This is a genomic window from Chromobacterium sp. CCUG 76385, from assembly GCF_059916625.1.
On the sequence record NZ_JAUCGU010000003.1, the window covers coordinates 179,339 to 204,422 of the forward strand.

The window sequence follows — 25,084 nt, forward strand, 5'->3', positions numbered from 1 at the left end:
GCGGAGGACAAAATTCAGCCATGCGGCGGAGGCAAGGCGCCATACCGCCTCAGGACTGCGGTTCTGCGCCTCCATCCAGCCGCAGCTCGGCGGCGCGGGCATGCGCGGTCAGCCCCTCGCCATGCGCCAGCAGGCTGGCGATGCGCCCCAGCTTCTGCGCGCCGGCCTGCGATACGCGGATCAGGCTGCTGCGCTTCTGGAAGTCGTACACGCCGAGCGGACTGGCAAAACGGGCAGTGCGGCTGGTCGGCAGCACATGATTCGGGCCGGCGCAGTAATCGCCCAGGCTTTCCGAAGTGAAGCGGCCCATGAAGATGGCGCCGGCGTGGCGCAGCTGCGGCAACAAGGCATCCGGTTCGGCCACCGACAGTTCCAGATGCTCCGGCGCGATGTAATTGGCGATCTCGCAGGCTTCGGCCAGGTCGCGCACCTGAATCAGCGCGCCGCGGCCCGCCAGGCTGGCCTCGATGATGGCGCGGCGCGGCATGGCCGGCAGCAGTTTGGCGATGCTGGCTTCCACGCGGGCGATGTAGTCGGCCGACGGGCACAGCAGGATGGCCTGGGCGATCTCGTCGTGCTCGGCCTGGCTGAACAGGTCCATCGCCACCCAGTCCGGGTCGGTGTCGCCGTCGCAGATCACCAGGATCTCCGACGGGCCGGCCACCATGTCGATGCCGACCACGCCGAACACGCGGCGCTTGGCGGCCGCGACATAGGCATTGCCGGGGCCGGTGATCTTGTCTACCTGCGGCACCGTCTCGGTACCGTAGGCCAGCGCGGCGACGGCTTGAGCGCCGCCGACGGTGAACACCTTGTCCACCCCGGCGATGTAGGCCGCGGCCAGCACCAGATCATTGCGCTCGCCGCCCGGCGTCGGCACCACCATGATGATCTCGGCTACGCCGGCCACCTTGGCCGGCAGCGCGTTCATCAGCACCGAACTCGGATAAGCCGCTTTGCCGCCCGGCACATAGATGCCGACGCGGTCCAGCGGCGTCACCTGCTGGCCCAGCAGGGTGCCGTCTTCGTCTTCATAGCTCCAGGAATGCGCCAGCTGCTTTTCGTGGTAGCGGCGCACCCGCTCGGCGGCGGCGGACAGCGCGTCGCGCACCGCGGCCGGCAGTCGCTGCCAAGCGGCTTCCAGCTGAGCGCGGGACAGCGTCAGATCGGCCATGCTCTGCGCCTGCATGCGGTCGAAACGGTTGGTGTACTCCACCAGCGCCGCGTCGCCGCGATGATGGACATCGGCGCAGATGGACGCCACGGCGGCGTCCACTGCCGGGTCCTGCGCGGTTTCGAAAGCCAGCAGCGCTTTCAGGCGCTCGGCGAAGTCGGGCTGGGAAGATGACAGTTTCAACATAATGATTCTCTGATGCGTGGAGCCTGAACAAGGGGCAACGCCGGTCGCAGGCGATCGGTTGACCGCCATTTGGCCGGCATGCGGATGGATCAGGCCGGCACGGCGCCGGCGAAGGCGTCCAGCACCGGCTGAATCGCGTCGTATTTGAGCTTCAGCGCGGCCTGGTTCACCACCAGGCGCGAGCTGATGTCGATGATGTGTTCGACCGCCACCAGCTTGTTGGCGCGCAGCGTGCCACCGGTGGAGACCAGATCGACGATGGCGTCGGCCAGGCCGACCAGCGGCGCCAGCTCCATCGAGCCGTACAGCTTGATGATGTCGACGTGGACGCCCTTCTTGGCGAAGTGCTCGCGGGCGATCTGCGGATACTTGGTGGCGATCTTCAGGCGCGCGCCCTGGCGGACGGCGGCGTCGTAATCGTAGCCTTCCTTCACCGCCACCATCATCCGGCATTTGGCGATGTTCAAGTCCAACGGCTGATACAGGCCCGCGCCGCCGTGCTCGATCAACACGTCGCGGCCGGCGATGCCCAGATCGGCCGCGCCATATTGCACATAGGTGGGCACGTCGGAAGCGCGCACGATCACCAGTTGCACCTCCGGGTGGTTGGTGCCGATGATCAGTTTGCGCGAGGATTCGGGTTTTTCCGCCGGCTCGATGCCTGCGGCGGCCAGCAAGGGCACGGTCTCTTCAAAAATACGGCCCTTGGACAGGGCGATGGTCAGCTTCATGATGTTCTACTGCAAAGGATTTAAATAAGTGCCGGCCGCTCAGCCGAACATGGCGCGGCGTTCGCGCTCAAGAAAGCCGACATAGCGCTGGATCATGGTTTCCATTTTCGGCGTCAAATTCAGATAGGAACACCCTATCCGCATCGCCTCGGTGTCATTGCGCAGCCGAGAGGCCAGGCGATGGCGCACCTCGATGCCGATCTGCAAGACGCCTATCGGCTTCAGATCCAAGGTGCATTTATGGTACTGCTGGCCGATGTCGAACCCGACCGTGCTGACATCCGGCAGCCACAGGCTCATGCCGCCCACGCTGATATCGAACAGCGCCAAGTCTATCGCGCGCTGGCCGTAATCCTCGACATGGCAGAACACGGGCGTGCCCAGCGGCGTCTGGATGCGGAAGAACTCGCGGCGCTGCAGCTTGATCACCTGCTCAGGCAGGTCCGCGGCAAAGGCTGGCTGGCCGTCGACTATCACCTTGCTCAAGGCGCCGGTGACAAACTGCGTCTTCACGCCTTCCGGCGAGCACACGAAAACATTGCGCTCGCTGCCAAGCACCTGGTTGTTGGCCTCTTCCTCGGCGCCCCAGTCGACAGTGAACACCCCATTTTTGAAATCGACGTCCAGAATCTTCGTCAAAATGAAGTTTTTCCCCTTGTTGGAGAAAATCGTCACCATATGGCCATGTTTGGCAATATTCGTCAGATGCTGGGCGATCTCGGCCGGCGATGTCATCGTAAATTTGGCCAAGTCCAATGACTGATGCGCACTGGCTGGACTCACCGAGGTTTTATCGTCGCTCACGATTTCGTGACCCCATTTTTAGATAATGCACTTCTCCGATACGCCAAGTTTAGCGCATCAACTGCTTGATATCATAAGCGAGACTCGCGGAAGGCGTGCCGTAGGCCTCGAACACCCGCAATCTCCCCTCCCGGTCCAGCAAATACGAGCCTGAGCTATGGTCCACGCTGTAGCCGCCGCCCGGGGTCGGCACCTGCTGCGCCACCACCTTGTACTGTTTTTTCACTTTCTCGATCTGCTCGGCCGTGCCGGTCAAACCGATGAAGCGCTTATCGAAGTATGGCACGTAACCGGCCAACACTTTGGGCGTATCGCGCAGCGGATCGACGCTGACAAACAACACCTGCACCTTGTCGGCATCTTCGCCCAACTGCTTCATCACCGAAGCATATTCCAACATCGTGGTCGGACACACGTCCGGGCAATGGGTATAGCCGAAGAACAGCGCCACCACCTTGCCCTTGAACGCATCCAGACTGCGGGGCTGCCCATGGAAGTCGGTCAGCGTGAAGCCGCCGCCCATGGATTCGTCGTTGATCGCCGTGCCTTTGAAGTCGATGGCGGGCGGCGCGCAGGCGGACAGCGCGGCGAGAGTGAGAAGCGCTAGCAGGAGTCGCAGTATCTTCAGCATCAGGAAAAGGGAATCAGCCAGTAGTGATCAAATAACAAGGCCGCGAACAACCCAGCCAGATACCAGATCGACCAGGTGAACACGCGGCGCGCCAGGGTGTGAGCATACTGGCGATGCAGACGGACGGCAAGAAACAACAACCTGCCGTTCAACGCTCCCGCCGCAGCGAGATAAATCCAGCCCGCCTGTCCCAGCGCGGCCGGCAACAGCGTGATGGCGGCAAGCAAAACGCTGTACAGCACAATCGACAAGGTGGTGTAACGCTGGCCATGCGTGACCGGCAACATCGGCAGGCCGGCCCGCGCGTAGTCGTCACGGCGGTAGAGCGCCAGCGCCCAAAAATGCGGCGGCGTCCAGGCATAGATGATCAGGAACAGCACCAGCGCGAAGGCGCTGACTTCCCCGCTCACGGCCGCCCACCCCAGCACCGGCGGCATGGCGCCGCTGGCGCCGCCGATCACGATGTTCTGCGGCGTCAGCGGCTTGAGCAGCAAGGTGTAAACCACCGCGTAACCAACAAAAGTGCCCAGGGTCAGCCAGGCAGTCAAGGCATTGCAGCAGACGATCAGCAAGGCTAAGCCGGCTGCGCCCGCCAGCAGCGCGACCAGCAAGGTTTGCGCCACGCCGACCTCACCGGTGACGGTAGGGCGCCAGGCGGTGCGGCGCATTCTGGCATCCAGCCCGCGCTCCACCAGGCAATTGACCATGGCCGCCGCGCCGGCCACCAACGCTATACCCAGCGTGGCCGGAATGACGACTCGGGCATCCGGTAAGCCGGCGCTGGCCAGCAACATGCCGATCACGGCGCAGAATACAATCAGCGCCACCACCTTGGGCTTGGCCAACTGCCACAGCGCCTGGCCCTGGCGCCGCCACAACGGCAGGCCGAGCGCGTTCATCGCCCCTCTCCCGGCCGGCTCAGCCGCCCCGGCAGCGGCAACGGCAGATGAATCCGGCGCCGCTGCGGCGCCGGCGCATGCAGACGCGACAGCAACAGCAGCGCCGCCATCAGCAATAGCGCTGCGCCGGCGTTATGCGCCACCGCAATCGGCAAGGGCAGCTGCCACATCACATTGGCGATGCCCAGCCCAACCTGCAGCCCCCAGGCCGCGCCCAGGCAAACCAGATGCCGTCTCAGGCCTGGCTCGCGCCAGCCCCGGGCCAGCAAGGCCAATACCAGCAGCGAAACCAGCAGCGCCCCCAAGCGATGCAGCCAATGTATGGTTACCAGGCTGGAGAATTCCAACAGACTGCCATCCGGCGCCTGGCCCAGCTCGCGCACGACATGGAAAGCCTGATCAAAGCGCAGCGCCGGCCACGCCTGGCCGTTGCATGCCGGAAAACCCTGACAGGCCAAGGCAGCGTAATTGCTGGACACCCAACCGCCCAGCAGCAGCTGCAGCAGCAAGGCGGACACCAGCCAGCCGGCCAGCCGGCGCAGCGCAAGCGGAACGCGTAGCGGCGCGAATGCGGGCGAAAGCGCCATCCAGGCCAGAATCTGCAGCACCGCCATGCCGCCCAGCAGATGGGAGGTGACGATGGCGGGCCGCAGCAGCAAGGTTACGGTCCACATGCCCAGCATGGCCTGCAAGGCCACCACCGCCAATAAGAGACTCGCCGGCAAGCGCTGGCGCCGTTCGCGCCAGGCCCGCCAAGCGATCAGCGCGATCAGGGTGGCGAGGCTGCCGGCGAGGTAACGATGGAGCATCTCCTTCCAGGCCTTGCCCAGGCTGACCGGCCCCTGCGGCGACATGGCCTGAGCCTGGCTTATGCTGTCTGAGGCATGCGCGGGAGAAATATGGCCATAGCAGCCTGGCCAGTCCGGGCAGCCCAAGCCGGCATGGGACAATCTGACATAGGCGCCGAACGGCACCACGATTGCGGCCAGCAGCAAGGCTGCCCAAAACAGTCTTCGCATGGCAAGGGTCCCCCTCATTGCACAGCGCATGGGCCGGTCGGCCACTGACGGAAAATTTTTGAACGGGCGCTTACAACCCGTTATTCACCTTCAACACATTGGCCACTTCATCGATGATCCGCCGCGGATCGGCGCCGTCGCGGTAAAACATCACCTGATTGCCCAGCGGATCGACCAGATAGAAACCCTGGCTGCCGGCAGGCAGCGCATGCGCCGGCGAGTGCGGCAAGCGGTACGGCACATCCAATGCCGCCGGGCGGGCCGACACCACCAGCGCCACGCGCGTCAGCCGCTCCGCCGCTTCTCCCTGCGCCTTCTGAATCTGGCTCATCGCATGCCAGCGCTGACGGCAACGATCGCGGCAATCGGCGCTCAGCGCCGAAGCCAGCACCCATTTGCCGCGCGGCCATTCCGGGTTGCCCGCGGCGACAAACGGCCGCGTCGGCAGCAATTGCCCATAACTGGCGCCGCCGCCGGGCGGCAGCAGCAGGTAAGCCAGCCATGCCGCCAAGACCGGCGCCAGGCACAACAGCGCCATGCCCAGCAAGGCCGCCCGGCCGCGGTCAATGGATTTCATGGCGACGTCTCCACAGTAGCCACCACAAGCCGCTCAGGCATACGCCCAGCAGCAGCCATTGCACCGCGTAGGCATAGTGCTTATCCGGCAGGAACTCCGGCACCACGGGCCAATGCAGCAAGGGATCGGGCGAGGTTTCCAACACCACCACGCCCTGGAACCAGTGCCCGGGATAATGGCTGCGCAGCGCCGCCTCATCGACTTGATCGACCGGGCCGGCAAAACCCTTTACCGCGCCGGACAACACAAAATGGTGAGGCGTCGGCATCCGATAGCCCTGCGGCTGAATCTGCTGCGGCGAGAACGTCGGCAGCTTGACGCCATCGACCAGCCAGCCCAGATCCAGCAGCACCAGCGAGCGGTCCAGGCCTTGCCGCCAAGGCTGAAGAATGCGGCGGCCGCTCTGGCCGGCCAGATAGCTGTTGCGCAATTCGATCACCGGCCCGGCCGGCTCGGCCTGGATCAAGCGCACGCGGGTGAACTCCGGCGGAGGCTCGGCATCGCGATACACCAGCGTCACCGGCGCGGTGCTCATCGCGTTGGTCAGCGATCGCAGCAAGGCCTCCTTGTCTTGCCCCCGCTGCCACTGCCATACTGCCAAGGCGTAGGGCAGCAAGACGATGAGCAGCAGCATGCTCCATAGCAGCCGCTGCCATCTTGGCTCTTGCCTTTGCTCCTGATCGGAATGAGATGAGGATACGGTCATGAAACTCGTCATCCTGTTGTTGCTTGCCTGTATTGTCCTGGCCCTGTTTTGGGGATTGACCGGACTGATGAAAGCCGAACACGGCTCGCAACGTCTGGTCCGCTCTTTGACCCTGAGGGTCGGCTTGTCCATCGGCCTGTTTCTGCTGCTGCTCTTGGGCGCCGTATTCGGCTGGTGGCGTCCGCATCAGGTTTGATGCTCGCTCACAGCCAGTAAACGAAGATGAACAGCAGCAGCCATACCACATCGACGAAGTGCCAATACCAACTGGCGGCTTCGAAGGCGAAGTGGTGGCTGGCGTCAAAATCGCCCTTCAGCGAGCGCAACCACACCACGAACAGGATGATCGACCCCAACAGCACATGCAGCCCGTGAAAACCGGTCAGCATGAAAAACGTCATGCCATAGGCGCCGGACGCCAGCGTCAGATGCAGATGGCTGAAAGCGTGGCCATATTCGTGCAGCTGCAAGCCAAGGAACGTGAATCCCAGCAACACCGTGAGAAACAGCCCCAGCTTCAATTGCCTGCGCTGCCCTTGCAGCAACCCCCAGTGCGCCCAGGTGACGGTAGCGCCGGAGCTCAGCAGGATCAGCGTATTCAGCGCCGGCAAACCCCAGGGCTCCATCGCCTGATAGGCCTGGGTGATGCCCGGCCCGGTGGACAGCGGCCATGCGGCCTCGAAATCCGGATACAGCATCTTGTAATCGAGCGAGCCGAGCAGCGGCACCGACACCGTGCGCACCCAGAACAGCGCGCCGAAGAAGGCCCCGAAGAACATCACCTCGGAAAAAATGAACCAGCCCATGCCCCAGCGGAACGACATGTCCTCTCGCCCCAGATAGACGCCTAGCCGGTTTTCGCGGATCACATCGCCAAACCATCCCACCAGCATGAACACCAGTATCAGGAAGCCCAAAGCCAGCGACAGCTTGCCCATCAGCATGCCGTTGACGGCAAACGCCGCGCCCAGGCCGATGCAGAACAGCGCCACCGCCCCCACCATGGGCCAACGCGACGGCTCCGGCACAAAATAACGATCCTGCTCCTCAACGCTCGCCATACCATTCCTCCTAGCGCGTTACCCAGGACACCAGCAACAACAGCGCGACAATCAACGCCAACATCAACAACAACGCGGTGACGATCAGCTGCCACGGTTTCAGCGACTGATCCTGCCGCGCGGCGTCGCCCTGGCGCACGCCGATGAATGCCCCCAACACCGCCTTTACGCCCTGTGCCCAGTTCATGACGCCCGGCCGTCCTGCCCCGGCACATCGAAGATGGTGTAGGCCAAGGTGATGCTGCTGATCGTGGCCGGCAACTTGCGGTCGATCACGAACACCACCGGAAAGGTTCGTGTCTGTCCAGGCGCGAAGCGTTGCTGAGTGAAACAGAAGCACTCCAGCTTCTTCACATACGCCCCGGCTTCGGCCGGCAAATAGCGCGGCAAGGCCTGCCCCACCACAGCGTGAGGGCTGGCATTGGTGATCTGGTACTGCACCTGAACAAAAGTGCCAGGCTTGACCTTAAGATGCGTGGTCAGCGGCCTGACCTGCCAGGGCAGCCCGGCCTGCACAGTGGCATCGAAAGTCATGGCCACCGTTGCCGCCCCCGCCACCAGATCGTCCCGCTCCAACGCATCGGCCTTCACCACGTCGTTGAGGCCGGTCTGCTCGCAAACGATGCGGTACAGCGGAATCATCGCCCAGGCAAAGCCGAACATCATGGCGGCGATCAACGCCAGCTTGCCTAGCAGCTGGCGGTTGCGATGCGGGATCCGGGCGGCGTCCATGGCAAGCACCCTAATGGCGCGGGTGCGCCCCGCCCTCCCGGTACGACAGGATCACGCCGTTTTCGCTGCTCTCGATCTGCGGCGCCTGCTCGAAAGTATGATACGGCGCCGGCGTCGGCAGCTCCCACTCCAAGGTATTCGCGCCTTCCCACGGCCGCTGCGGCGCCGGCTTACCATAGCGCAGCGAGTGCAGGATGTTGAACAGGAAGATCAACTGGCCCAGGCCGAACATGAAGGCGCCGACGCTGGCGATCTGGTTGAATTGGGTGAACTGCAAGGCATAGTCTGGAATCCGCCGCGGCATGCCGGCCAGGCCCAGGAAATGCATGGGGAAGAAGGTGACGTTGAACCAGATCATCGACCACCAGAAATGGAACTTGCCCAGCCCCTCGTGGTACATCTTGCCGCTCATTTTGGGGAACCAGTAGTAGATGGCGGAGAACAGGCTGAACAGCGCGCCGGCCACCAGCACGTAATGGAAATGCGCCACCACGTAGTAGCTGGCATGCAGCTGGATATCCACCGCCGCCACGCTGAGCGTGATGCCGGACAAGCCGCCGATGGTGAACAGCAGGATGAAGCCGATGGAAAACAACATAGGCGTTTCGAACGTCATGGCGCCCTGCCACATGGTGGCGATCCAGTTGAACACCTTCACTCCGGTGGGCACCGCGATCAGCATCGTCGCGTACATGAAAAACAGCTGGGCGGTGGCCGGCATGCCGGTGGCGAACATATGGTGCGCCCACACCATGAAAGACAACACGCCGATGGAGCTGGTGGCGTACACCATCGAGGTGTAGCCGAACAGCGGTTTGCGCGCGAACGTCGGAATCACTTGGCTGACGATGCCGAAGGCCGGCAGCGCCATGATGTAGACCTCGGGGTGGCCGAAGAACCAGAATACGTGCTGGTACAGAATGGGATCGCCGCCGCCGGCGGCATTGAAGAAGTGGCTGCCGAAATGACGGTCGGCCAGCACCATGGTCACCACGCCGGCCAGCACCGGCATCACCGCGATGATCAGATAGGCGGTGATCAGGCTGGCCCAGGCGAACATCGGCATCTTCATCATGGTCATGCCCGGCGCCCGCAGATTCAGGATGGTGACGATGATGTTGATCGACCCCATGATGGAGCTGATGCCCAGGATGTGGATGGCGAAGATGGTCATGTCCATGCCTATGCCCATCTGCGTGGACAGCGGGGCGTACAAGGTCCAGCCCGCCGCCGCCGCGCCGCCCGGCACCGCGAATGAAAGCAGCAACAGCAACGCCGCCGGCGGCAGCAGCCAGAAGCTCCAGTTGTTCATCCGGGCGAAGGCCATGTCCGGCGCGCCTATCATCAAGGGCAGCATCCAGTTGGCCATGCCGGTGAAGGCCGGCATGATAGCGCCGAACACCATGATCAGGCCGTGCAGCGTGGTCAGCTGATTGAACAGCTCCGGCTGGAAGAAGCGCAGCCCTGGGCTGAACAGCTCGGCGCGGATGCATAGCGCCAGCACGCCGCCGGACAGGAACATGGTGAACGAGAACCACAGGTACATCGTGCCGATGTCTTTGTGATTGGTGGCCATCAGCCAACGCATGATGCCGTGCGGCTTGCCGTGATGCGCGCCGCCGGCGTGGGTGGTTTCCGCGATTGCCATGACGCTGCCTCCTCCTTGCTACGCCGCCTTGCCGCGCGCCGCCTTGATTTCCTTGGGCTGCACGACTTGGCCGGTATGGTTGCCCCAGCTATTGCGCTCGTAAGTGATGACCGCGGCGATGTCGGTATCGGACAATTGCTTGCCCCAGGCCGCCATCGCCGGATTCTTCTTGCCGCCGTACAGCACGATCTCGATATGGGCGGCCTTGTCGCCGGTGGCGATGGGCGAACCGTCCAGCGCCGGGAAGGCGCCCGGAATGCCCTTGCCGTTGGCCTGATGGCACGGGATGCAGTTCTGGGTGTAGACCTTCTCGCCGCGGGCCTTCAGCTCGGCCAGCTGCCATACCTTGTTGGGATCGTCCGCGTTGGCGGCCAACTGTTTCAGCTTGGCCTCGCGCCACTTGGCGTAGTCCTCCGGCGACTTGGCCTCCACCACGATGGGCATGAAGCCGTGGTCCTTGCCGCACAGCTCCGAGCACTGGCCGCGATAGGTGCCGGGCTGCTCGATCAGCATCCAGCTGTCGCGTAGGAAGCCGGGGATGGCGTCCTGCTTGACCCCCAGCTGCGGCACCCACCAGGAGTGGATCACGTCGTTGGCGGTCAGCAGCAGGCGGATCTTGCGGTTGGTGGGCACTACCAGCGGCTCATCCACCTCCAGCAGATAATTCCCGCTGAGCGGCGCGCGGCCTTCGATCTGGTCGCGCGGCGTGGACAGGTGGCTGACAAAGCCGAAATTGTCGTCCAGATAGTCGTAGCGCCACTTCCACTGGTAGCCGGTGATCTTGATCGTCATGTCCTCGCTGCGCGTACTCTTTTGCGCCAGCACCGCGCGCGTGGCCGGCAGCGCCATCAGCACCAGGATCAGCAGCGGGACGATGGTCCAGATGATCTCCACCGTGGTGTTTTCATGGAACGGCTTGGCTTCATGGCCGGCGGCCTTGCGGTGGCGGATGATGGAATACAGCATCACCAGGAAGACCAACAGGAAGATGACGCCGGTGATGATCAGCAGCAAGGTGTGCAAATGGTACTCGGTGCGCGCCAGCGGGGTGACCGGCGGCTGCAGATTGTACTCAGCCGCCAGCGCGGCCGGCGCCATCAGCGCCAGACAGCAAGAAACAGGAATGCGCGGACAAGACATGTCGCTCCCCCAAGGTCAAATGACCAAACAATGCATGCACTGCGCGCCGGCTATGCCGGCATGCTTTCATCGTAGGAAGTCGCACGGGAAAAACAAGAAAGCGTCATGTTGCAGCGTAACATGGCGGGACATGGGAATAAGAGTGGCTAACAAATATCAGTTTCACGGCTGAGGCAAGGCGCGCCGACGCAGGCAGTACTTGAGTACGACAAGCCGGCGCAACGCAGCATCAGGATTTTTGTTAGCGGCTCTAAGCATGAGGATGGGACGGGCTGGCCGTCCGTGTTCACTATCCTGAATAGTCTGTCGGCTGGTAGGGAATTTCCAGCAGCAAGGGCGCTGCGAGGTGGCGCTTGAGCGTGTCGAGATTTTCCTGGTAGGCAGCCTGCTTGGGCCGGGGACAATTGGCCACCCAACCGGCCAAGGGCAAACCGCTGCGCTGGACGGCGCGCGCCGTCAGCAACGCATGGTTGATGCAGCCGAGCCGCATGCCCACCACCAGAATGACCGGCAGCGCCAGGCTCTGCGCCAGGTCGGCCATGAACAGGCTGTCCGACAACGGCGCCAACCAGCCGCCGGCCCCCTCCACCAGCACGATATCGGCCTGATCCCGCAAACGGCGGTAATGCTCGCCGATGCGCGCAAGATCGATTTCCACGCCGGCCTGGCGCGCGGCGATGTGCGGCGACACCGGCGGCAAAAAACGATACGGATTCATCAATTCCAGGTCAGCCTGCCCGGTGGCTGCCGTCAGCCGCGCCACATCGTCGTTATGCCAGCTGCCGTCCGGCAGGATGTCGCAACCGGAGGCCACCGGCTTCATCGCCAGCACGCGCTTGCCCTGGCTTTGGTAAAGACGGATCAACTCGACCGCGGAATGGGTCTTGCCGATCTCGGTATCGGTGCCGGTGATGAAATAGCCCTGGCTCATGCTCGCTCCCTCAATCATCGATAGAATCGCCGGCCGCGTGCCGGCCGGGACCGATGTTCTACACCAGCTCGCGCCAATCTTCCAGCAATTCCACGCGCAGGGCTTGGGTGTCCACCCGGACCCGCACGCCAAGCGGCAGGGTCAGCATCGGATGGGTATGGGACTGCCAAACATAAGCCGCCTGATTAAACGAATTGTGTTTTGGGCTATCTTTGAACCGCGCAAAAAAGTCTTATTCAAAAACCCTGCCCCATTCAGGCAAGGCCAACCGCGCCCTCGACGTGCCAACGCCGACCTTGTGGGTCGGCGTCGTGCCGTCGGCCTTGTGGGCAGGGGCGCGATGGGTTTGGCCGGGTAGGCCTGCGCAGGATTTCACGCGCGGATGAAGTGAAAACCTGTTGGCTGGGCGAAACGGTCCGCGGGGCGCAACGACAAGGCCGGGATGGAAAACCTTGCCGCCTCCCTTTGGCGCCGTCTGGCCGCGCCGGGAAAACAAACTGTTTAAACGATGGCCTGGGCGCTCACCTTCTCCGCGGTGGACAACTTGTTCAGCGCCGACAGGTAAGCCTTGGCGCTGGCCACGATGATGTCGGTGTCGGCCCCCTGGCCGTTGACGATGCGGCCGTCGCGCGCCAGGCGCACGGTCACTTCGCCCTGCGATTCGGTGCCCTTGGTGATGGCGTTGACCGAGTACAACTCGAGTTCGGCGCCGCTGCCCGCCACACTCTCGATGGCCTTGAAGGCGGCGTCCACCGGGCCGGAGCCGCTGGATTCGGCGTGGCGCTCCTGGCCATGCTCGACAAATACGATATTGGCCTGCGGCGCTTCGCCAGTCTCTGTGGCGATGCGCAGCGACACGAACTTGTAATGCTCCTGCTCGATCGCCACCATCTGGTCCGACACCAGCGCGTGCAGGTCTTCATCGAAAATCTCGCGCTTCTTGTCGGCCAGTTCCTTGAAGCGGGCGAAGGCGGCGTTCAAGGCTTCTTCGCTGTCCAGCACGATGCCGAGTTCGGACAACTTGGTCTTGAAGGCATTGCGGCCGGACAGCTTGCCCAGGGTCAGCCGGTTGGCGCTCCAGCCCACCGACTCGGCCGACATGATCTCGTAGGTTTCGCGATGCTTGAGCACGCCGTCCTGGTGGATGCCGGACTCGTGGGCGAAGGCGTTGGCGCCGACGATGGCCTTGTTCGGCTGCACCGGGTAGCCGGTGACGGTGGACACCAGCTTGGACGCCGGCACGATCTGGGTGGCGTCGACGCGGCTGTCCACGCCGAACACGTCGCGGCGCGTGCGCACCGCCATCACGATCTCTTCCAGGCTGGCGTTGCCGGCGCGCTCGCCCAGGCCGTTGATGGTGCACTCCACCTGGCGCGCGCCGCCCAGCACCGCCGCCAGGCTGTTAGCCACCGCCATGCCCAGATCGTTGTGGCAGTGGGCGGACCAGACCACCTTGTCGCCACCCGGCGTGCGGGCGATCAGCTCGCGGAAGAAGGCCTCGGTCAGGCGCGGCACGGCGTAGCCGACGGTGTCCGGCACGTTCAGCGTGGTGGCGCCGGCCTCGATCACCGCGCCGAAGATGCGCGCCAGGAAGTCGATGTCCGAGCGCAATGCGTCCTCGGCGGAGAATTCGACGTCGTCGGTATACTCGCGGGCGATCTTCACCGCCTTCACCGCCGCGTCCACCACCTCGTCCGGGCTCATGCGCAGCTTCTTCTCCATATGGATGGGGCTAGTGGCGATGAAGGTGTGGATGCGGCCGCGCGCGGCTGGCTTGATGGCTTCGCCGGCGGCGCGCACGTCGCGTTCGTTGGCGCGCGCCAGGCTACAGACGGTGGAGTCCTTGATTGTTTCGGCGATGGCGTGGATGGCGTCGAAATCGCCGGGACTGGCGGCGGCGAAGCCGGCTTCGATGATGTCCACGCCCAGCCGCTCCAGCTGGCGCGCGATGCGGATCTTCTCTTCCTTGGTCATCGAGGCGCCCGGCGATTGCTCGCCGTCGCGCAAGGTGGTGTCGAAAATATAGAGGCGGTCGCCCATATCGATAGTTCTCCCTGCTCCCTGTGCCGGCTCGCCGACCAGATAGTCGTTGAAATCAAAGCGCCTGCCTTGCCCGGCGGCCAGCTGCGCCAGCCGGCTCAGCTGCGCCAGCGGCAGGCTGCCGCGTTCCCTCCATTTGTATATCGCTGCCCGGCTCACCGGCTCGTCGGGGAACAATCGGTTCAGTTCGTCGGCCAGATGGCTCGGCCCGCCGAAGTCCGCAACCAGTCGTTCAATATCCACTTGCATCAATGTGCTCCTGCAGCATGTTTTGAACCAGCCTACCGAGCGAAAGACATCTCGTCAAATAACCAGTCCAAAAACTGTGTTAATTACGTCACACCCTCTGTCAAATCTGAATTATTTAGACAATTTGTAGAATTGTACGCAGAAAAACTAGCTATTCGGACAAGGACCCTACGGCCCGCCCATGCTGTCCGACAAAAAATCGGTTACAATGGCCGGTTTAAGACTGATTGGGGGCGCCCGTGTCCGAACGCCTGTTTGTGCTGTTGCAACATATGATGCCCAAGCTGGCGCTGACCCGGCTGGCCGGCCGCTTCGCCTCCTGGCAAGGCGGCAGCGTCACCACGGCGGCCATCCGTCGCTTCATCGCCCGCTACAACGTCAATATGGACGAGGCCGCCAACAGCGACCCGGCAGCCTACGCCACGTTCAACGACTTCTTCACACGCGCGCTGAAACCCGACGCGCGACCGTTGGCCGATGCGCGGCTGGTCTGCCCGGTGGACGGCGCCGTCAGCCAGTTCGGCGCGATAGATCACGGCCGCATCTTCCAGGCCAAGGGCCGCGACTACAGCACCGCCGCGCTGCTGGCCGGCGACGCGGCGCTGGCAGCGCGTTTCAATGACGGCCACTTCGCCACTATCTACCTGAGTCCGCGCGACTACCACCGCATCCACATGCCCTGCGCCGGCAAGTTGCTGGAAATGACGTATGTGCCGGGCGATCTGTATTCGGTCAACCCCGCCACCGCGCGCGGCGTGGACCGCCTGTTCGCCCGCAACGAGCGCGTGGTGTGCGTGTTCGAAGACGAACAAGGCCAACCGTTCGTGATGGTGCTGGTGGGCGCCACCATCGTCGGCAGCATGGCGACGGTATGGCACGGTGTGGTCAACCCGCCGCGCCGGCCTGCCGTGGAAAAATGGGATTACCGCAGCCAGGATATCCGGCTGGCCAAGGGCGAGGAAATGGGCCGCTTCCTGCTCGGCTCCACCGTGGTGCTGCTGTTCCCGGCCGGCCCGCTGCAATTTAACGCCTCATGGCGGCCGGCCAAGCCGGTGCGGCTGGGCGAGGCGATGGCGGATTAATTCGAATACGGCGCGAAAGCGCCGTTTTTTTCGCCCATCCGTCCGGCCCCGCCGCGCATTTTTATCGATACGGATGAACATCAAGGAACAGACATGCAGATCTGGCTGGACACTATCGACTTTTCGCTGATTCGCCATGCCCGGCAACTCGGCTTGCTTGCCGGCGTCACGACCAATCCCTCCATCCTTGCGGCCGCCAAGCAGCCGGTCGAAAGCGTGCTGGACACGCTGCTGGATCTGCAACCGGGCAAACTGGCGGTACAGGTCACCGGCGACGACTACGCCTCGCAACTGCGCCAGGCGCGAAGGCTTGCCGCCAAGAGCGACCGCATCGTCATCAAGATTCCCGCTGTCGGCGATGGCTTCCAGACCATGGCTGCGCTGGAACGCGAAGGCATCCCCACGCTGGCCACCGCCATTTTCGAATCGCGCCAGATCGTGATGGCCGGTCTGCTCGGGGCCCACTATGCCGCGCCCTACCTCAATCGCATCGAGCAGGCGGGGGGAGACGCCGCCCTTCTGCTGCAGGAGTCGCAGCAGATTCTGCAGCGCCAAGGCCAAGGCACCGTCATCATGGGCGCCGCGGTCAAATCGCTTGAGCAATTCATGCAATGCGCCCGCGCGGGCATAGGCGCGGTTACGCTGCCGGCGGACACCTACCGCCAGCTGTTCGCCTCCACGCCGGACGTCGATGCCGCGCTGGCGCGCTTTGACAGCGCATGGCAAGCCAATCCGTTCACGGCCCGTTCCACCCTGTTCTCGACCGAATAAGCCCAGCCAGACGCAAAAAAGCCGGGCATCGCGCCCGGCTTTGTCTCTCCCAACGATTCAAGCGACAGATTAGTTCTTGGACTGGTCCACCAGCTTGTTCTTGGCGATCCACGGCATCATCGCGCGCAGTTCGGCGCCGACCTTCTCGATCGGATGATCGGCGGTCAGACGGCGGCGGGCGGTCATGGACGGGTAGTTGGTCTTGCCTTCCAGGATGAACATCTTGGCGTACTCGCCGCTCTGGATGCGGTACAGCGCCTTCTTCATCGCTTCCTTGGTGGCGGAGGTCACCACTTCCGGGCCGGTGACGTACTCGCCGTACTCCGCATTGTTGGAGATCGAGTAGTTCATATTGGCGATGCCGCCTTCGTACATCAGGTCGACGATCAGCTTCAGCTCGTGCAGGCACTCGAAGTAAGCCATTTCCGGCGCATAGCCGGCTTCCACCAGGGTCTCGAAGCCGGCCTTGACCAGCTCGACGGCGCCGCCGCACAGCACGGCCTGCTCGCCGAACAGGTCGGTCTCGGTTTCTTCGCGGAAGTTGGTCTCGATCACGCCGCCCTTGGTGCCGCCATTGGCCGCGGCGTAGGACAGGGCGATGTCGCGCGCCTTGCCCGACTTGTCCTGGTAGACGGCGATCAGGGTCGGCACGCCGCCGCCCTTGACGTATTCCGAGCGCACGGTGTGGCCCGGGCCTTTCGGCGCCACCATGATCACGTCCACATCGGCCGGCGGCACGATCTGGTTGTAATGGATGTTGAAGCCGTGGGCGAAGGCCAGCGCCGCGCCCTTCTTCAGGTTCGGGGCGATGTCGCGGCTGTACACGTCCGGCTGCGACTCATCCGGCAGCAGAATCATCACCACGTCGGCCTTCTTCACCGCATCGGCCACTTCCTTGACCTTGTGGCCGGCCGCTTCGGCCTTTTTCCACGACGCGCCGTCCTTGCGCAGGCCCACCACCACGTCGACGCCCGATTCCTTCAGGTTTTGCGCGTGGGCATGGCCTTGCGAGCCGTAGCCGATGATGGCCACTTTCTTGCCCTTGATGATGGAAAGGTCGGCGTCTTTGTCGTAATAAACTTTCATTCTCAAATGTCCTTGATATTTGTTTGCTAAGGGACTTGCAGCCCTGCTCAGATTTTCAGAACCCGCTCACCGCGACCGATGCCGGATGCGCCAGTACGGACCGTTTCCAGGATCACTGTGCGGTCCACCGCCTCGATAAAGGCGCCAAGCTTCTCGCTCGTACCAGTCAGCTCGATGGTGTAAGTCTTTTCCGTCACGTCGATGATGCGTCCGCGGAAGATGTCGGCCATGCGCTTCATCTCCTCGCGGTCCTTGCCCTGGGCGCGGACCTTGATCAGCATCATCTCGCGTTCGATGTGTTCGGATTCGTTGAGGTCTATCACCTTGACCACCTCGATCAGCTTGTTGAGCTGCTTGGTGATCTGCTCGATGACTTCGTCGGAACCGTGGGTGACGATGGTCATCCGCGACAGTGTCGGGTCCTCGGTGGTGGACACCGTCAGCGAATCGATGTTGTAGGCGCGGGCCGAAAACAGCCCCACCACGCGGGACAAGGCGCCCGCTTCGTTTTCCAGAAGTATGGATAGGATATGTCGCATGCCGGCCGCCTTAGCACATATTGCCGTAGTCACGGTTGTTCTCGAAAGGCACCTGCTGGATGTCGCGCATGTGCGGCGGCAGGTCCATCTGATCCAGTCCCTTGCCGTTCTGGATCATCGGGAACACGTTTTCCGACTGGTCGGTGCGGAAGTCCAGGAACACCAGGCGCTCCTTCAGCTTGTCGCTGAACGCCTCGCGCAGCACCGGCTCCACGTCGGCCGGGTTCTCCACCTTGAAGCCGACATGGCCGTAAGCCTCGGCGATCTTGACGAAGTCCGGCAGCGCGTCCATGTACGACTCGGAATAGCGGGTGCCGTAGAAGAACTCCTGCCACTGCCGCACCATGCCCAGGTAGCGGTTGTTCAGCGCCACCACCTTGACCGGCGTGTGGTACTGCTTGGCGGTGGACAGCTCCTGGATGTTCATCTGGATCGAGCCCTCGCCGGTAATGCAGGCCACCTGCGCATGCGGGTTGGCCAGCTGCGCGCCGATGGCAGCCGGCAAGCCGAAGCCCATGGTGCCGAGGCCGCCGGAGTTCAGCCACTGCTTGGGGCGGTCGAACTTGTAGTACTGCGCCGCCCACATCTGGTGCTGGCCGACATCGGAGGTGATGATGGCCTGGCCGCCGGTGATCTGGTACAGCTGCTCCACCACGTACTGCGGCTTGATCAGCTCGTCGGACGGCGTGTACAGCAGACAGTTATGGCCGCGCCATTCCTCGATCTGCCGCCACCACTGGTTCAGCGCCGAGCCATCCGGCTTTTGGCCGGACTGTTTCAGCACATCCAGCATCTCGCGCAGCACCAGCTTGACGTCGCCAACGATGGGGATGTCGGCGCGCACGCGCTTGGAGATGGACGACGGGTCGACGTCGATGTGGATGATCTTCTTCGGCTGGCCGAGGAAGTGCGACGGCACGCTGATGACGCGGTCGTCGAAACGCGCGCCCACGGCCACCAGCACATCGCAATTCTGCATCGCCATATTGGCTTCGTAGGTGCCGTGCATGCCCAGCATGCCGAGGAACTGCCGGTCCGAACCCGGATAGGCGCCCAGGCCCATCAGCGTGTTGGTGCACGGCAGGTTCAGCAGGCGCGCCAGCTCGGTCACCTCGGCCTCGGCGCGGCCCTGCACGGCGCCGCCGCCGACATAAATATAAGGACGCTTGGCCTCAAGCAGCAGGTTCACCGCTTTCTTGATCTGTCCGCTATGGCCGCGGGTAGCCGGCACATAGGAACGGATGTGCACGCTGTCCGGGTAGCGGAACTCCGCGCGCTGCTGCGTGATGTCCTTCGGAATATCCACCACCACCGGGCCGGGCCGGCCGCTCTTGGCGATGTAGAACGCCTTCTTGATGGTGGCGGCGATCTCGTTCACATCCTTGACCAGGAAGTTGTGCTTCACGCACGGCCGGGTGATGCCCACCATGTCCACTTCCTGGAACGCGTCCAGGCCGATGGCCGGCGACGGCACCTGGCCGGAGATCACCACCATGGGGATGGAGTCCATATAGGCCGTGGCAATGCCGGTGACGGCATTGGTCGCGCCGGGACCGGAGGTCACCAGCGCCACGCCTATCTTGTCGCTGGAACGCGAGTACGCGTCCGCGGCATGCACCGCGGCCTGCTCGTGTCGCACCAGCACGTGCTTGAACTTGTCTTGCCGGAAGATGGCATCGTAGATTTCCAGTACCGCGCCACCCGGGTAGCCGAAAACAAATTCGACCCCCTCTTCCTGCAGGCAGCGGACTACTATTTCGGCGCCCGATATCTGCATATCGCCTCTATTTCGTATTAATTTCATCCCGTTTGCTCAAAGACCTTAGCGTATTGCTCAAAGCACGGTCAAGTGCTTTTGTGCAGGTGCAAAATGGCGCTAACTGCCGGTAATTTCAGGCAAAAAAACGGACTAGCCGAGTGATTCCTGCTCTGTTACCATCGCAGGTTGGCATCAACCCGAAACGCACAGATGGCAAGCCGCAAGGAAATGGCCGACTTCCTCCAGTCGGTGGAAAAACGCGCCTTCAAGCAGGCGCTGTACGCGGTGCGGCAGGAAGAGAACGCGCTGGATATCGTGCAAGACTCCATGATGAAGCTTGCCGACCGCTACGCCCACGCGCCGGCCGCGGAACTGCCGCTGATCTTCCAGCGCATACTGCAGAACACCATCCGCGACCACTACCGTCGCAGCAAGGTGCGCAGCTTCGTCAGCACCCTGCTGTCGTCGCTGATCCCTACCCACGCGGAGGACGACAGTCCGGACCCGCTGGAAACCCTGGATGTGGCGGCCGACGAGGCGCATACCAACCCGGAGAAATGGTATCTGCGCAAGGAAGTGGCGCAGATGATAGACGCGTCGCTCAAGCTCTTGCCCGCGCGTCAACGCGAGGCCTTTCTGCTGCGTTACTGGGAGGGACTGGATGTCGCCGAAACCGCTCTCGTGATGGGATGTTCGGAAGGCAGCGTGAAGACGCATTGCTCGCGCGCCAATCACACCCTGGCCGCCATCCTTGCGCAAAAGGGAGTACTGCTATGAAACACGCCAAAGATAGCCCGGGCGACCATTTGCCGAATCACATCACCCGCATACTGGACAATCCGTCCTCCGACCCGACGCCGCAGCAGTTGGCGCGCCTGAGAGCCGCGCGCCAGCGCGCCATGCAACAGTATGATATGCGCGCCGCCGAGCCGGTCAGCCTGCACGAGCGGCTGGCGCTATGGGCGCAGCGCCATCTGGTGATGCTGCGCCGCGGCGGGGCCGCCATCGGTTTTGCCGCGATCGCCGCCGCCGGCCTGATGCTGGCCGAGGGGCTGCTGGCCGAAGCGGAATCGGTGGACGCGACGGTGCTGTCGCAGGATCTGCCGCTGAACTCGCTGCTGGAGCCGCATTTCAGCCGGGGGCTGCATGAATAAGGCCGCACGCCTGGCCAGCGCCTTGTGCCTGGCCGGTCTGCTCTGCCCCGTGTTCGCCCTGGCCTCTCCGCCCGCCAATCCGAGCTGGAACCAGCTGGACAATCAACAACAGCAGGTGCTGGCGCCGCTGGCCGGCGAGTGGAACCGCTATTCGCCGGACAAAAAACAGAGCCTGCTGGCCATCGTGCCGGGCTTCGCCAACCTGGCGCCTCAACAGCAGCAGCGGGCGCAGCGGAAGCTGAAAGCCTGGTCCGAGCTGACGCCGCAGCAACGCCACGAAATCCGCGCCAACTGGAAAAAACTGCAGCAGCTGCCGCCTGAGCAGCGCGAGCAAGTGATGCAGCGCCTGCGCCAGCAACGCGCCCAACCCGACGCCTCCATCGCCCAATGACCGAAACCGCCGCCCCCAGCCTGTCTCGCTGCCTGGCCAGCCTGTTCTACGAATCGCTGCTGATCGTCGCCATGCTGCTGATCACCAGCGCCGTGCTGACCCCGTTGCAACTGATGCTGGGCCAAGACTCCTGGCTGCTGCACAGCCTGATCCAGCTGGCCTCGGCCGGCGTGCTGTTCGCCTACTTCGGCTATTGCTGGACGCGCAGCGGCCAAACCGCCGCGATGAAGACTTGGCACATCAGGCTGGTGACGGCCGACGGCAGACTGCTGAACTGGCAACAGGCGCTGATGCGCTTCGCCGTCGCGGCGATGCTGTTCGTCGGCCTGCCGGTGATCTCCTACCTCGGCTGGCAGCGCAGCTACGGCGACCATCCGGCCGCCAAGTGGCTGGCGCTGATCTGGTGGCTGCTGCCCTTCCTGGCCCGTTTCTACGACAAGGAAGGCCGCCATCTGCACGACAGGCTGGCCGGCACCCGGCAGGTGCTGTTGCCCAAGCCGCCGCGCGGCGGCAAATAAGACCCGCTAACAAAACCCCTGATCCTGCGTTGCGCCTCCTTGCCGTACTATTTGTACTGTCTGCGTCGGCGCGCCTTGGCTCAGGTTCTCTAACGAGGTTTTGTTAGCGGCTCCAAGCCCTCAGCCCTGCAGCTGCTGCTCCGCCGCGGCAAACGCCAGCAAGGCATCGAGCACCACCCGCACCCGCGCCGGCAAGGCACGCCGCTGCGGCCATACCGCATACACCGGCCGCGTGGCGATCTCCCATGGTTCCAGCACGCGGCGCAGGCTGCCATCCGCCACCTGATGGTGGCAAATGCTGAGCGGACTGACGGCGATGCCGGCACCGGCCTCGGCCAGCCGCCGCGTCAGCAGCATATCGTTGGCTTGCAGGCACGGCGCGACCGGCCATTCCATCTCCTCGCCGCTTTCCCGGTGGCGCAGTTTCCAGCGCTGAAACGGCTCCGACATCAGCAGTCGATGCGCCGCCAAGTCAGCCGGCTGCTCCGGCTCGCCATGCGCTTCCAGATAGGCCGGGGCGGCGACCAGAATGGTACGCACCACGCCGACGCGGCGCTGCTGCAGCGAGGGATCGGTCTGCTCCCCTACCCGCAGCGCCAGATCCGCCATGCCGCTATACAAATCGTCCATATTATTGTTCAGCTTCAACTCCAGCCGCAGCTGCGGATGCTCGCGCAATAGCCGCTCCCACAGCGGCAGCAGCATATCGTTGGCCATGTTCAGCGGCGCCATCAGCCTCACCACACCCTCCACCCGGTTCAGCGTCGCGTCCAGCGACGCCGTGGCTTGCCGCAGCGCCGCCAGCAAGGGCTTGCACTGCTCGTAGTACTGCCAGCCCTCGTTGCTCGGCACCATGCGCCGTGCGCTGCGATTGAGCAGCTTGCAACCCAGCCGCGCCTCCAAAGCCTGCAGCCGCCGCGTCAAAGTCGGCGCCGGCATCTCCAGGCGCAGCGCCGCCGCGCGCAGGCTGCCGGCATCCACAATCGCCACAAACAGATCCAGATCATCCAGCATGATTGCAAAAATGGAATTTGAAATTGATTTTTTCATTCTATTTTCGCAATTCGCTTTTTACTAGACTCTGCTCATCGAAAACCCACGGAGAATCACGCCATGCATCCCGCTCTGCGCCAACGCCTGCTGTTCTCGCTGCTGATGTCTGGGGCCATGTCCCTGGTCATGACCGCCTGGTTCACCAGCCTGAATCTGGGTCTGCATGCCGATTTTCTCGCGCGCTGGCTGCACGCCTTCACCCAGGCCTGGCCGGTCGCGATGGGCGCGGTGCTGCTGCTGGCGCCGCCCCTGCAGAAACTGACCGCGCGCCTGCTGAATTGGCGCGCACCCGCCACCAGCGCCCAGTCGGCGCTGAACCCGAAAGGATGAATGATGAGACTCGACTACACCAAGCTGTCGCCCCAGGCCTATCAAGGCTTGCTGGCCTGCAAGAACGCGCTGGCGGAGAGCAGCCTGGGCCTGCCTCTGATCGAACTGGTTTATCTGCGCGTGGCCCAGCTGAACGGCTGCGCCTTCTGCCTGAAGCTGCACAGCCACGCGCTGCGCCGCCGCGGCGAAAGCCAGGAAAAACTCGACGCGCTGGCCGGCTGGGACGTGGCGGATATCCTATCGCCGCGCGAAGCCGCCGCCATCGCCTGGACGGAAGCGGTGACCCGTATCGGCGAAAGCCGCGCGCCGGATGACTTGTATCAGGCTTTGGGCGAGCATTTCAGCGCAGCGGAAATCTCCGACCTGACGCTGGCGATCGCGCTGATGAATGCCTTTACCCGCATCGCGGTGGCGGTGCGTCAGTAGACGGCAGACTTATCCACAACACTCGGGAAAACATCAAGTTATCCACAATAGCAAGCAGGCGGAGGCTTATTGGCCATCCGCCTGCTTGCTGTCGCCTTGTCTGCGCTTTACGCTGCCGCGCGCCGGTAGACCGGGCTGCCGGCCACATATGTCGCCGCCACCGCGCGATCATCGCCCAGCATCATCTGCACAAACAACGCCTCGGACAGGTCGCGGGCGTAGCGCATGCGGAAATCCAATAGCGGCGTGGAGCGCAGGTTCAACACAGCCAGATCGGCCTCCATGCCGACGGCGATCGTGCCCACCTTGTCGGCGATGCCCAGCGCCTCCGCGCCGCCGCGCGTGGCCAGATAGAATGCCTGCGCCGCAGACAGCGGTTTGCCGTGGCTCTGCGCCGCCATATAAGCCGCGTTCATGGTCTGCAGCATGGAGAAGCTGGTGCCGGCGCCCAGATCGGTGCCGAGGCCGAGCGGAATGGCCCGCTCGGCCTCGACGCAGCGGCGCAGATTCAGGCTGCCGGAGCCGAGGAAGAAATTGGAAGTCGGGCAATGCGCCAGCGAGGCGCCGCTGTCGCGGAAAGCATCCAGTTCCTCATCGGACAGGTGGATGCCGTGTCCATAGATGGCGCGCGGCCGCAGCAGGCCGTAGCGCTGATAAACGCTGGCGTAGTCGCGGCAGCCGGGGAACAGCTGCTTGACCCAGGCGATCTCGTCCAGGTTTTCCGAGATGTGCGACTGGATGGCGACATCGGGAAACTCCGCCGCCAGCGCGCCCAGCATTTCCAATTGGCCATGGCTGGACGTCGGCGCGAAGCGCGGCGTGATCACATATTCGGCGCGGCCCTGGCCATGCCAGCGCTGGATCAGCGCGCGCGATTGCTCATAGGCGGTCAGCGGCGTGTCCAGCAAGGCGTCCGGCGCGTGGCGGTCCATGCACACCTTGCCCGCCATCAGGCGCAGATTGTGGCCGGCCGCCTCGGCAAACAGCGCGTCGACGGAAGCCGGATGCACGGTGCCGAACACGCAAGCCGTGGTGACGCCGTTGCGCAGCTGCTCGCCCAGAAACACGCGCGCCACTTCACGGGCGTACGCCTCGTCGGCAAAACCCTGCTCGGTGACGAAGGTGTAGTGATGCAGCCAATCCAGCAATTGCTCGCCGTAGGCGGCCATCATCTCGGTCTGCGGATAGTGGACATGGCAGTCGATGAAGCCAGGCAGGATCAGGTGATCCGGATAATGCGCCACCGCCAGATCAGCCGGCAGCGTCGGCAATAGCTCTGCCGCCGGGCCGCATGCCGCGATGCGTCCGTTCTCCATCACCACCAGCGCGTCGCGCTGGAACGCCAGGCAATCCCGCTCAGCCTCCCGGAACGGATTGCCCCGGAAACTCAGCACATCGCCGCGGACCGCTGTTTTCAAGCTTCACTCCCGCCGCTATGCGGCAATTA

The 25,084-nt window shown here is 63.5% G+C and carries 29 protein-coding genes; 9 read left to right on the forward strand and 20 right to left on the reverse strand.

The features are described from left to right. Nucleotides 1-49: 49 nt before the first annotated feature. The 8 genes from hisD to QUG01_RS04275 all read right to left on the reverse strand — a co-directional run bounded on the left by hisD (nucleotide 50) and on the right by QUG01_RS04275 (nucleotide 6,655). Nucleotides 50-1,360, reverse strand: coding sequence for a histidinol dehydrogenase (hisD, locus tag QUG01_RS04240; protein WP_500829034.1), 1,311 nt, complete (start codon nucleotides 1,358-1,360; stop codon nucleotides 50-52). A gap of 89 nt (nucleotides 1,361-1,449) precedes the next feature. Beyond that, nucleotides 1,450-2,091, reverse strand: a complete 642-nt coding sequence (gene hisG, locus QUG01_RS04245) for an ATP phosphoribosyltransferase (RefSeq protein ID WP_043621395.1) — start codon at nucleotides 2,089-2,091, stop codon at nucleotides 1,450-1,452. Nucleotides 2,092-2,130: 39 nt separating this feature from the next. Continuing rightward, nucleotides 2,131-2,895: a flagellar brake protein gene (locus QUG01_RS04250; RefSeq protein WP_500829035.1), complete on the reverse strand. Its 765-nt coding sequence runs from the start codon at nucleotides 2,893-2,895 to the stop codon at nucleotides 2,131-2,133. Between the two features lie 49 nt (nucleotides 2,896-2,944). Then, a complete protein-coding gene (locus tag QUG01_RS04255) occupies nucleotides 2,945-3,526 on the reverse strand; it encodes an SCO family protein (protein WP_500829036.1) in 582 nt (193 codons plus the stop codon). Then, nucleotides 3,526-4,425 (reverse strand): heme o synthase, encoded by a 900-nt coding sequence (gene cyoE / locus QUG01_RS04260; protein WP_500829037.1) that lies wholly within the window; start codon nucleotides 4,423-4,425, stop codon nucleotides 3,526-3,528. The genes QUG01_RS04255 and cyoE overlap by 1 nt, the downstream gene beginning before the upstream one ends. Further along, nucleotides 4,422-5,444 (reverse strand): COX15/CtaA family protein, encoded by a 1,023-nt coding sequence (locus QUG01_RS04265; RefSeq protein ID WP_500829038.1) that lies wholly within the window; start codon nucleotides 5,442-5,444, stop codon nucleotides 4,422-4,424. Before QUG01_RS04265 ends, cyoE begins: the two co-directional genes overlap by 4 nt. A gap of 70 nt (nucleotides 5,445-5,514) precedes the next feature. Then, on the reverse strand, nucleotides 5,515-6,021 hold the full coding sequence (locus QUG01_RS04270; protein ID WP_500829039.1) for a redox-active disulfide-containing membrane protein: 507 nt from the start codon (nucleotides 6,019-6,021) through the stop codon (nucleotides 5,515-5,517). Beyond that, a complete protein-coding gene (locus QUG01_RS04275) occupies nucleotides 6,008-6,655 on the reverse strand; it encodes an SURF1 family protein (protein WP_500829040.1) in 648 nt (215 codons plus the stop codon). Before QUG01_RS04275 ends, QUG01_RS04270 begins: the two co-directional genes overlap by 14 nt. A gap of 70 nt (nucleotides 6,656-6,725) precedes the next feature. Here QUG01_RS04275 and QUG01_RS04280 point away from each other — a divergent pair, with 70 nt between their 5' ends. Beyond that, the gene (locus QUG01_RS04280; RefSeq protein WP_103321328.1) at nucleotides 6,726-6,923 is read left to right on the forward strand and encodes a DUF2909 domain-containing protein; all 198 of its coding nucleotides are present in this window, start codon (nucleotides 6,726-6,728) and stop codon (nucleotides 6,921-6,923) included. A gap of 7 nt (nucleotides 6,924-6,930) precedes the next feature. Here QUG01_RS04280 and QUG01_RS04285 read toward each other — a convergent pair whose 3' ends face one another. From QUG01_RS04285 to QUG01_RS04315, 7 genes are all read right to left on the reverse strand, one after another. Beyond that, nucleotides 6,931-7,788 carry a cytochrome c oxidase subunit 3 gene (locus QUG01_RS04285; RefSeq protein WP_500829041.1) on the reverse strand — a complete coding sequence of 286 codons (858 nt, stop codon included), beginning with the start codon at nucleotides 7,786-7,788 and terminating at the stop codon, nucleotides 6,931-6,933. A 10-nt stretch (nucleotides 7,789-7,798) separates the two neighbouring features. Further along, the gene (locus tag QUG01_RS04290) at nucleotides 7,799-7,975 is read right to left on the reverse strand and encodes a DUF2970 domain-containing protein (RefSeq protein ID WP_199153989.1); all 177 of its coding nucleotides are present in this window, start codon (nucleotides 7,973-7,975) and stop codon (nucleotides 7,799-7,801) included. Further along, nucleotides 7,972-8,520 carry a cytochrome c oxidase assembly protein gene (locus QUG01_RS04295; protein ID WP_500829042.1) on the reverse strand — a complete coding sequence of 183 codons (549 nt, stop codon included), beginning with the start codon at nucleotides 8,518-8,520 and terminating at the stop codon, nucleotides 7,972-7,974. Before QUG01_RS04295 ends, QUG01_RS04290 begins: the two co-directional genes overlap by 4 nt. 10 nt (nucleotides 8,521-8,530) lie before the next feature. Further along, nucleotides 8,531-10,168 carry a cytochrome c oxidase subunit I gene (gene ctaD, locus QUG01_RS04300; protein WP_500829043.1) on the reverse strand — a complete coding sequence of 546 codons (1,638 nt, stop codon included), beginning with the start codon at nucleotides 10,166-10,168 and terminating at the stop codon, nucleotides 8,531-8,533. A gap of 18 nt (nucleotides 10,169-10,186) precedes the next feature. Further along, complete coding sequence (gene coxB / locus QUG01_RS04305; protein ID WP_500829044.1) at nucleotides 10,187-11,308, reverse strand: cytochrome c oxidase subunit II; 1,122 nt, start codon at nucleotides 11,306-11,308, stop codon at nucleotides 10,187-10,189. A 289-nt stretch (nucleotides 11,309-11,597) separates the two neighbouring features. Beyond that, nucleotides 11,598-12,239, reverse strand: coding sequence for a dethiobiotin synthase (gene bioD, locus QUG01_RS04310; protein WP_500829045.1), 642 nt, complete (start codon nucleotides 12,237-12,239; stop codon nucleotides 11,598-11,600). Nucleotides 12,240-12,740: 501 nt separating this feature from the next. Continuing rightward, nucleotides 12,741-14,528, reverse strand: a complete 1,788-nt coding sequence (locus QUG01_RS04315) for a 2-isopropylmalate synthase (RefSeq protein ID WP_500829046.1) — start codon at nucleotides 14,526-14,528, stop codon at nucleotides 12,741-12,743. 239 nt (nucleotides 14,529-14,767) lie between these two features. Between QUG01_RS04315 and asd the strand changes: the two genes are divergently transcribed. Both asd and QUG01_RS04325 read left to right on the forward strand, forming a co-directional pair. Beyond that, complete coding sequence (asd, locus tag QUG01_RS04320) at nucleotides 14,768-15,610, forward strand: archaetidylserine decarboxylase (protein WP_500829047.1); 843 nt, start codon at nucleotides 14,768-14,770, stop codon at nucleotides 15,608-15,610. 93 nt (nucleotides 15,611-15,703) lie between these two features. Beyond that, a complete protein-coding gene (locus QUG01_RS04325; RefSeq protein WP_500829048.1) occupies nucleotides 15,704-16,381 on the forward strand; it encodes a transaldolase family protein in 678 nt (225 codons plus the stop codon). A 69-nt stretch (nucleotides 16,382-16,450) separates the two neighbouring features. Here the strand turns inward: QUG01_RS04325 and ilvC are convergent, their stop codons facing one another. Genes ilvC through ilvB form a run of 3 tightly spaced genes read right to left on the reverse strand, consistent with a single transcriptional unit; the run spans nucleotide 16,451 to nucleotide 19,783 of the window. Further along, nucleotides 16,451-17,467 (reverse strand): ketol-acid reductoisomerase, encoded by a 1,017-nt coding sequence (ilvC, locus tag QUG01_RS04330; RefSeq protein ID WP_500829049.1) that lies wholly within the window; start codon nucleotides 17,465-17,467, stop codon nucleotides 16,451-16,453. A gap of 47 nt (nucleotides 17,468-17,514) precedes the next feature. Further along, nucleotides 17,515-18,006, reverse strand: a complete 492-nt coding sequence (gene ilvN, locus QUG01_RS04335) for an acetolactate synthase small subunit (RefSeq protein WP_043621423.1) — start codon at nucleotides 18,004-18,006, stop codon at nucleotides 17,515-17,517. A gap of 10 nt (nucleotides 18,007-18,016) precedes the next feature. Next, nucleotides 18,017-19,783, reverse strand: coding sequence for a biosynthetic-type acetolactate synthase large subunit (ilvB, locus tag QUG01_RS04340; protein ID WP_500829050.1), 1,767 nt, complete (start codon nucleotides 19,781-19,783; stop codon nucleotides 18,017-18,019). Between the two features lie 192 nt (nucleotides 19,784-19,975). Here ilvB and QUG01_RS04345 point away from each other — a divergent pair, with 192 nt between their 5' ends. Genes QUG01_RS04345 through QUG01_RS04360 form a run of 4 tightly spaced genes read left to right on the forward strand, consistent with a single transcriptional unit; the run spans nucleotide 19,976 to nucleotide 21,828 of the window. Next, nucleotides 19,976-20,542, forward strand: coding sequence for an RNA polymerase sigma factor (locus QUG01_RS04345; RefSeq protein WP_345909023.1), 567 nt, complete (start codon nucleotides 19,976-19,978; stop codon nucleotides 20,540-20,542). Beyond that, nucleotides 20,539-20,919 carry a DUF3619 family protein gene (locus QUG01_RS04350; RefSeq protein ID WP_500829051.1) on the forward strand — a complete coding sequence of 127 codons (381 nt, stop codon included), beginning with the start codon at nucleotides 20,539-20,541 and terminating at the stop codon, nucleotides 20,917-20,919. Before QUG01_RS04345 ends, QUG01_RS04350 begins: the two co-directional genes overlap by 4 nt. After that, a complete protein-coding gene (locus tag QUG01_RS04355) occupies nucleotides 20,912-21,310 on the forward strand; it encodes a DUF3106 domain-containing protein (protein ID WP_500829052.1) in 399 nt (132 codons plus the stop codon). The genes QUG01_RS04350 and QUG01_RS04355 overlap by 8 nt, the downstream gene beginning before the upstream one ends. Continuing rightward, on the forward strand, nucleotides 21,307-21,828 hold the full coding sequence (locus QUG01_RS04360) for an RDD family protein (protein ID WP_500829053.1): 522 nt from the start codon (nucleotides 21,307-21,309) through the stop codon (nucleotides 21,826-21,828). The genes QUG01_RS04355 and QUG01_RS04360 overlap by 4 nt, the downstream gene beginning before the upstream one ends. Before the next feature lie 120 nt (nucleotides 21,829-21,948). Here QUG01_RS04360 and QUG01_RS04365 read toward each other — a convergent pair whose 3' ends face one another. Beyond that, a complete protein-coding gene (locus tag QUG01_RS04365; protein ID WP_500829054.1) occupies nucleotides 21,949-22,842 on the reverse strand; it encodes a LysR family transcriptional regulator in 894 nt (297 codons plus the stop codon). Nucleotides 22,843-22,941: 99 nt separating this feature from the next. On the opposite strand from QUG01_RS04365, the gene QUG01_RS04370 reads away from it, so the two are divergent. Then, nucleotides 22,942-23,211: a DUF2798 domain-containing protein gene (locus QUG01_RS04370; protein WP_500829055.1), complete on the forward strand. Its 270-nt coding sequence runs from the start codon at nucleotides 22,942-22,944 to the stop codon at nucleotides 23,209-23,211. Next, a complete protein-coding gene (locus QUG01_RS04375; protein WP_500829056.1) occupies nucleotides 23,212-23,637 on the forward strand; it encodes a carboxymuconolactone decarboxylase family protein in 426 nt (141 codons plus the stop codon). A 107-nt stretch (nucleotides 23,638-23,744) separates the two neighbouring features. Here QUG01_RS04375 and guaD read toward each other — a convergent pair whose 3' ends face one another. Beyond that, the gene (gene guaD, locus QUG01_RS04380; RefSeq protein ID WP_500829057.1) at nucleotides 23,745-25,055 is read right to left on the reverse strand and encodes a guanine deaminase; all 1,311 of its coding nucleotides are present in this window, start codon (nucleotides 25,053-25,055) and stop codon (nucleotides 23,745-23,747) included. Nucleotides 25,056-25,084: the final 29 nt, after the last annotated feature.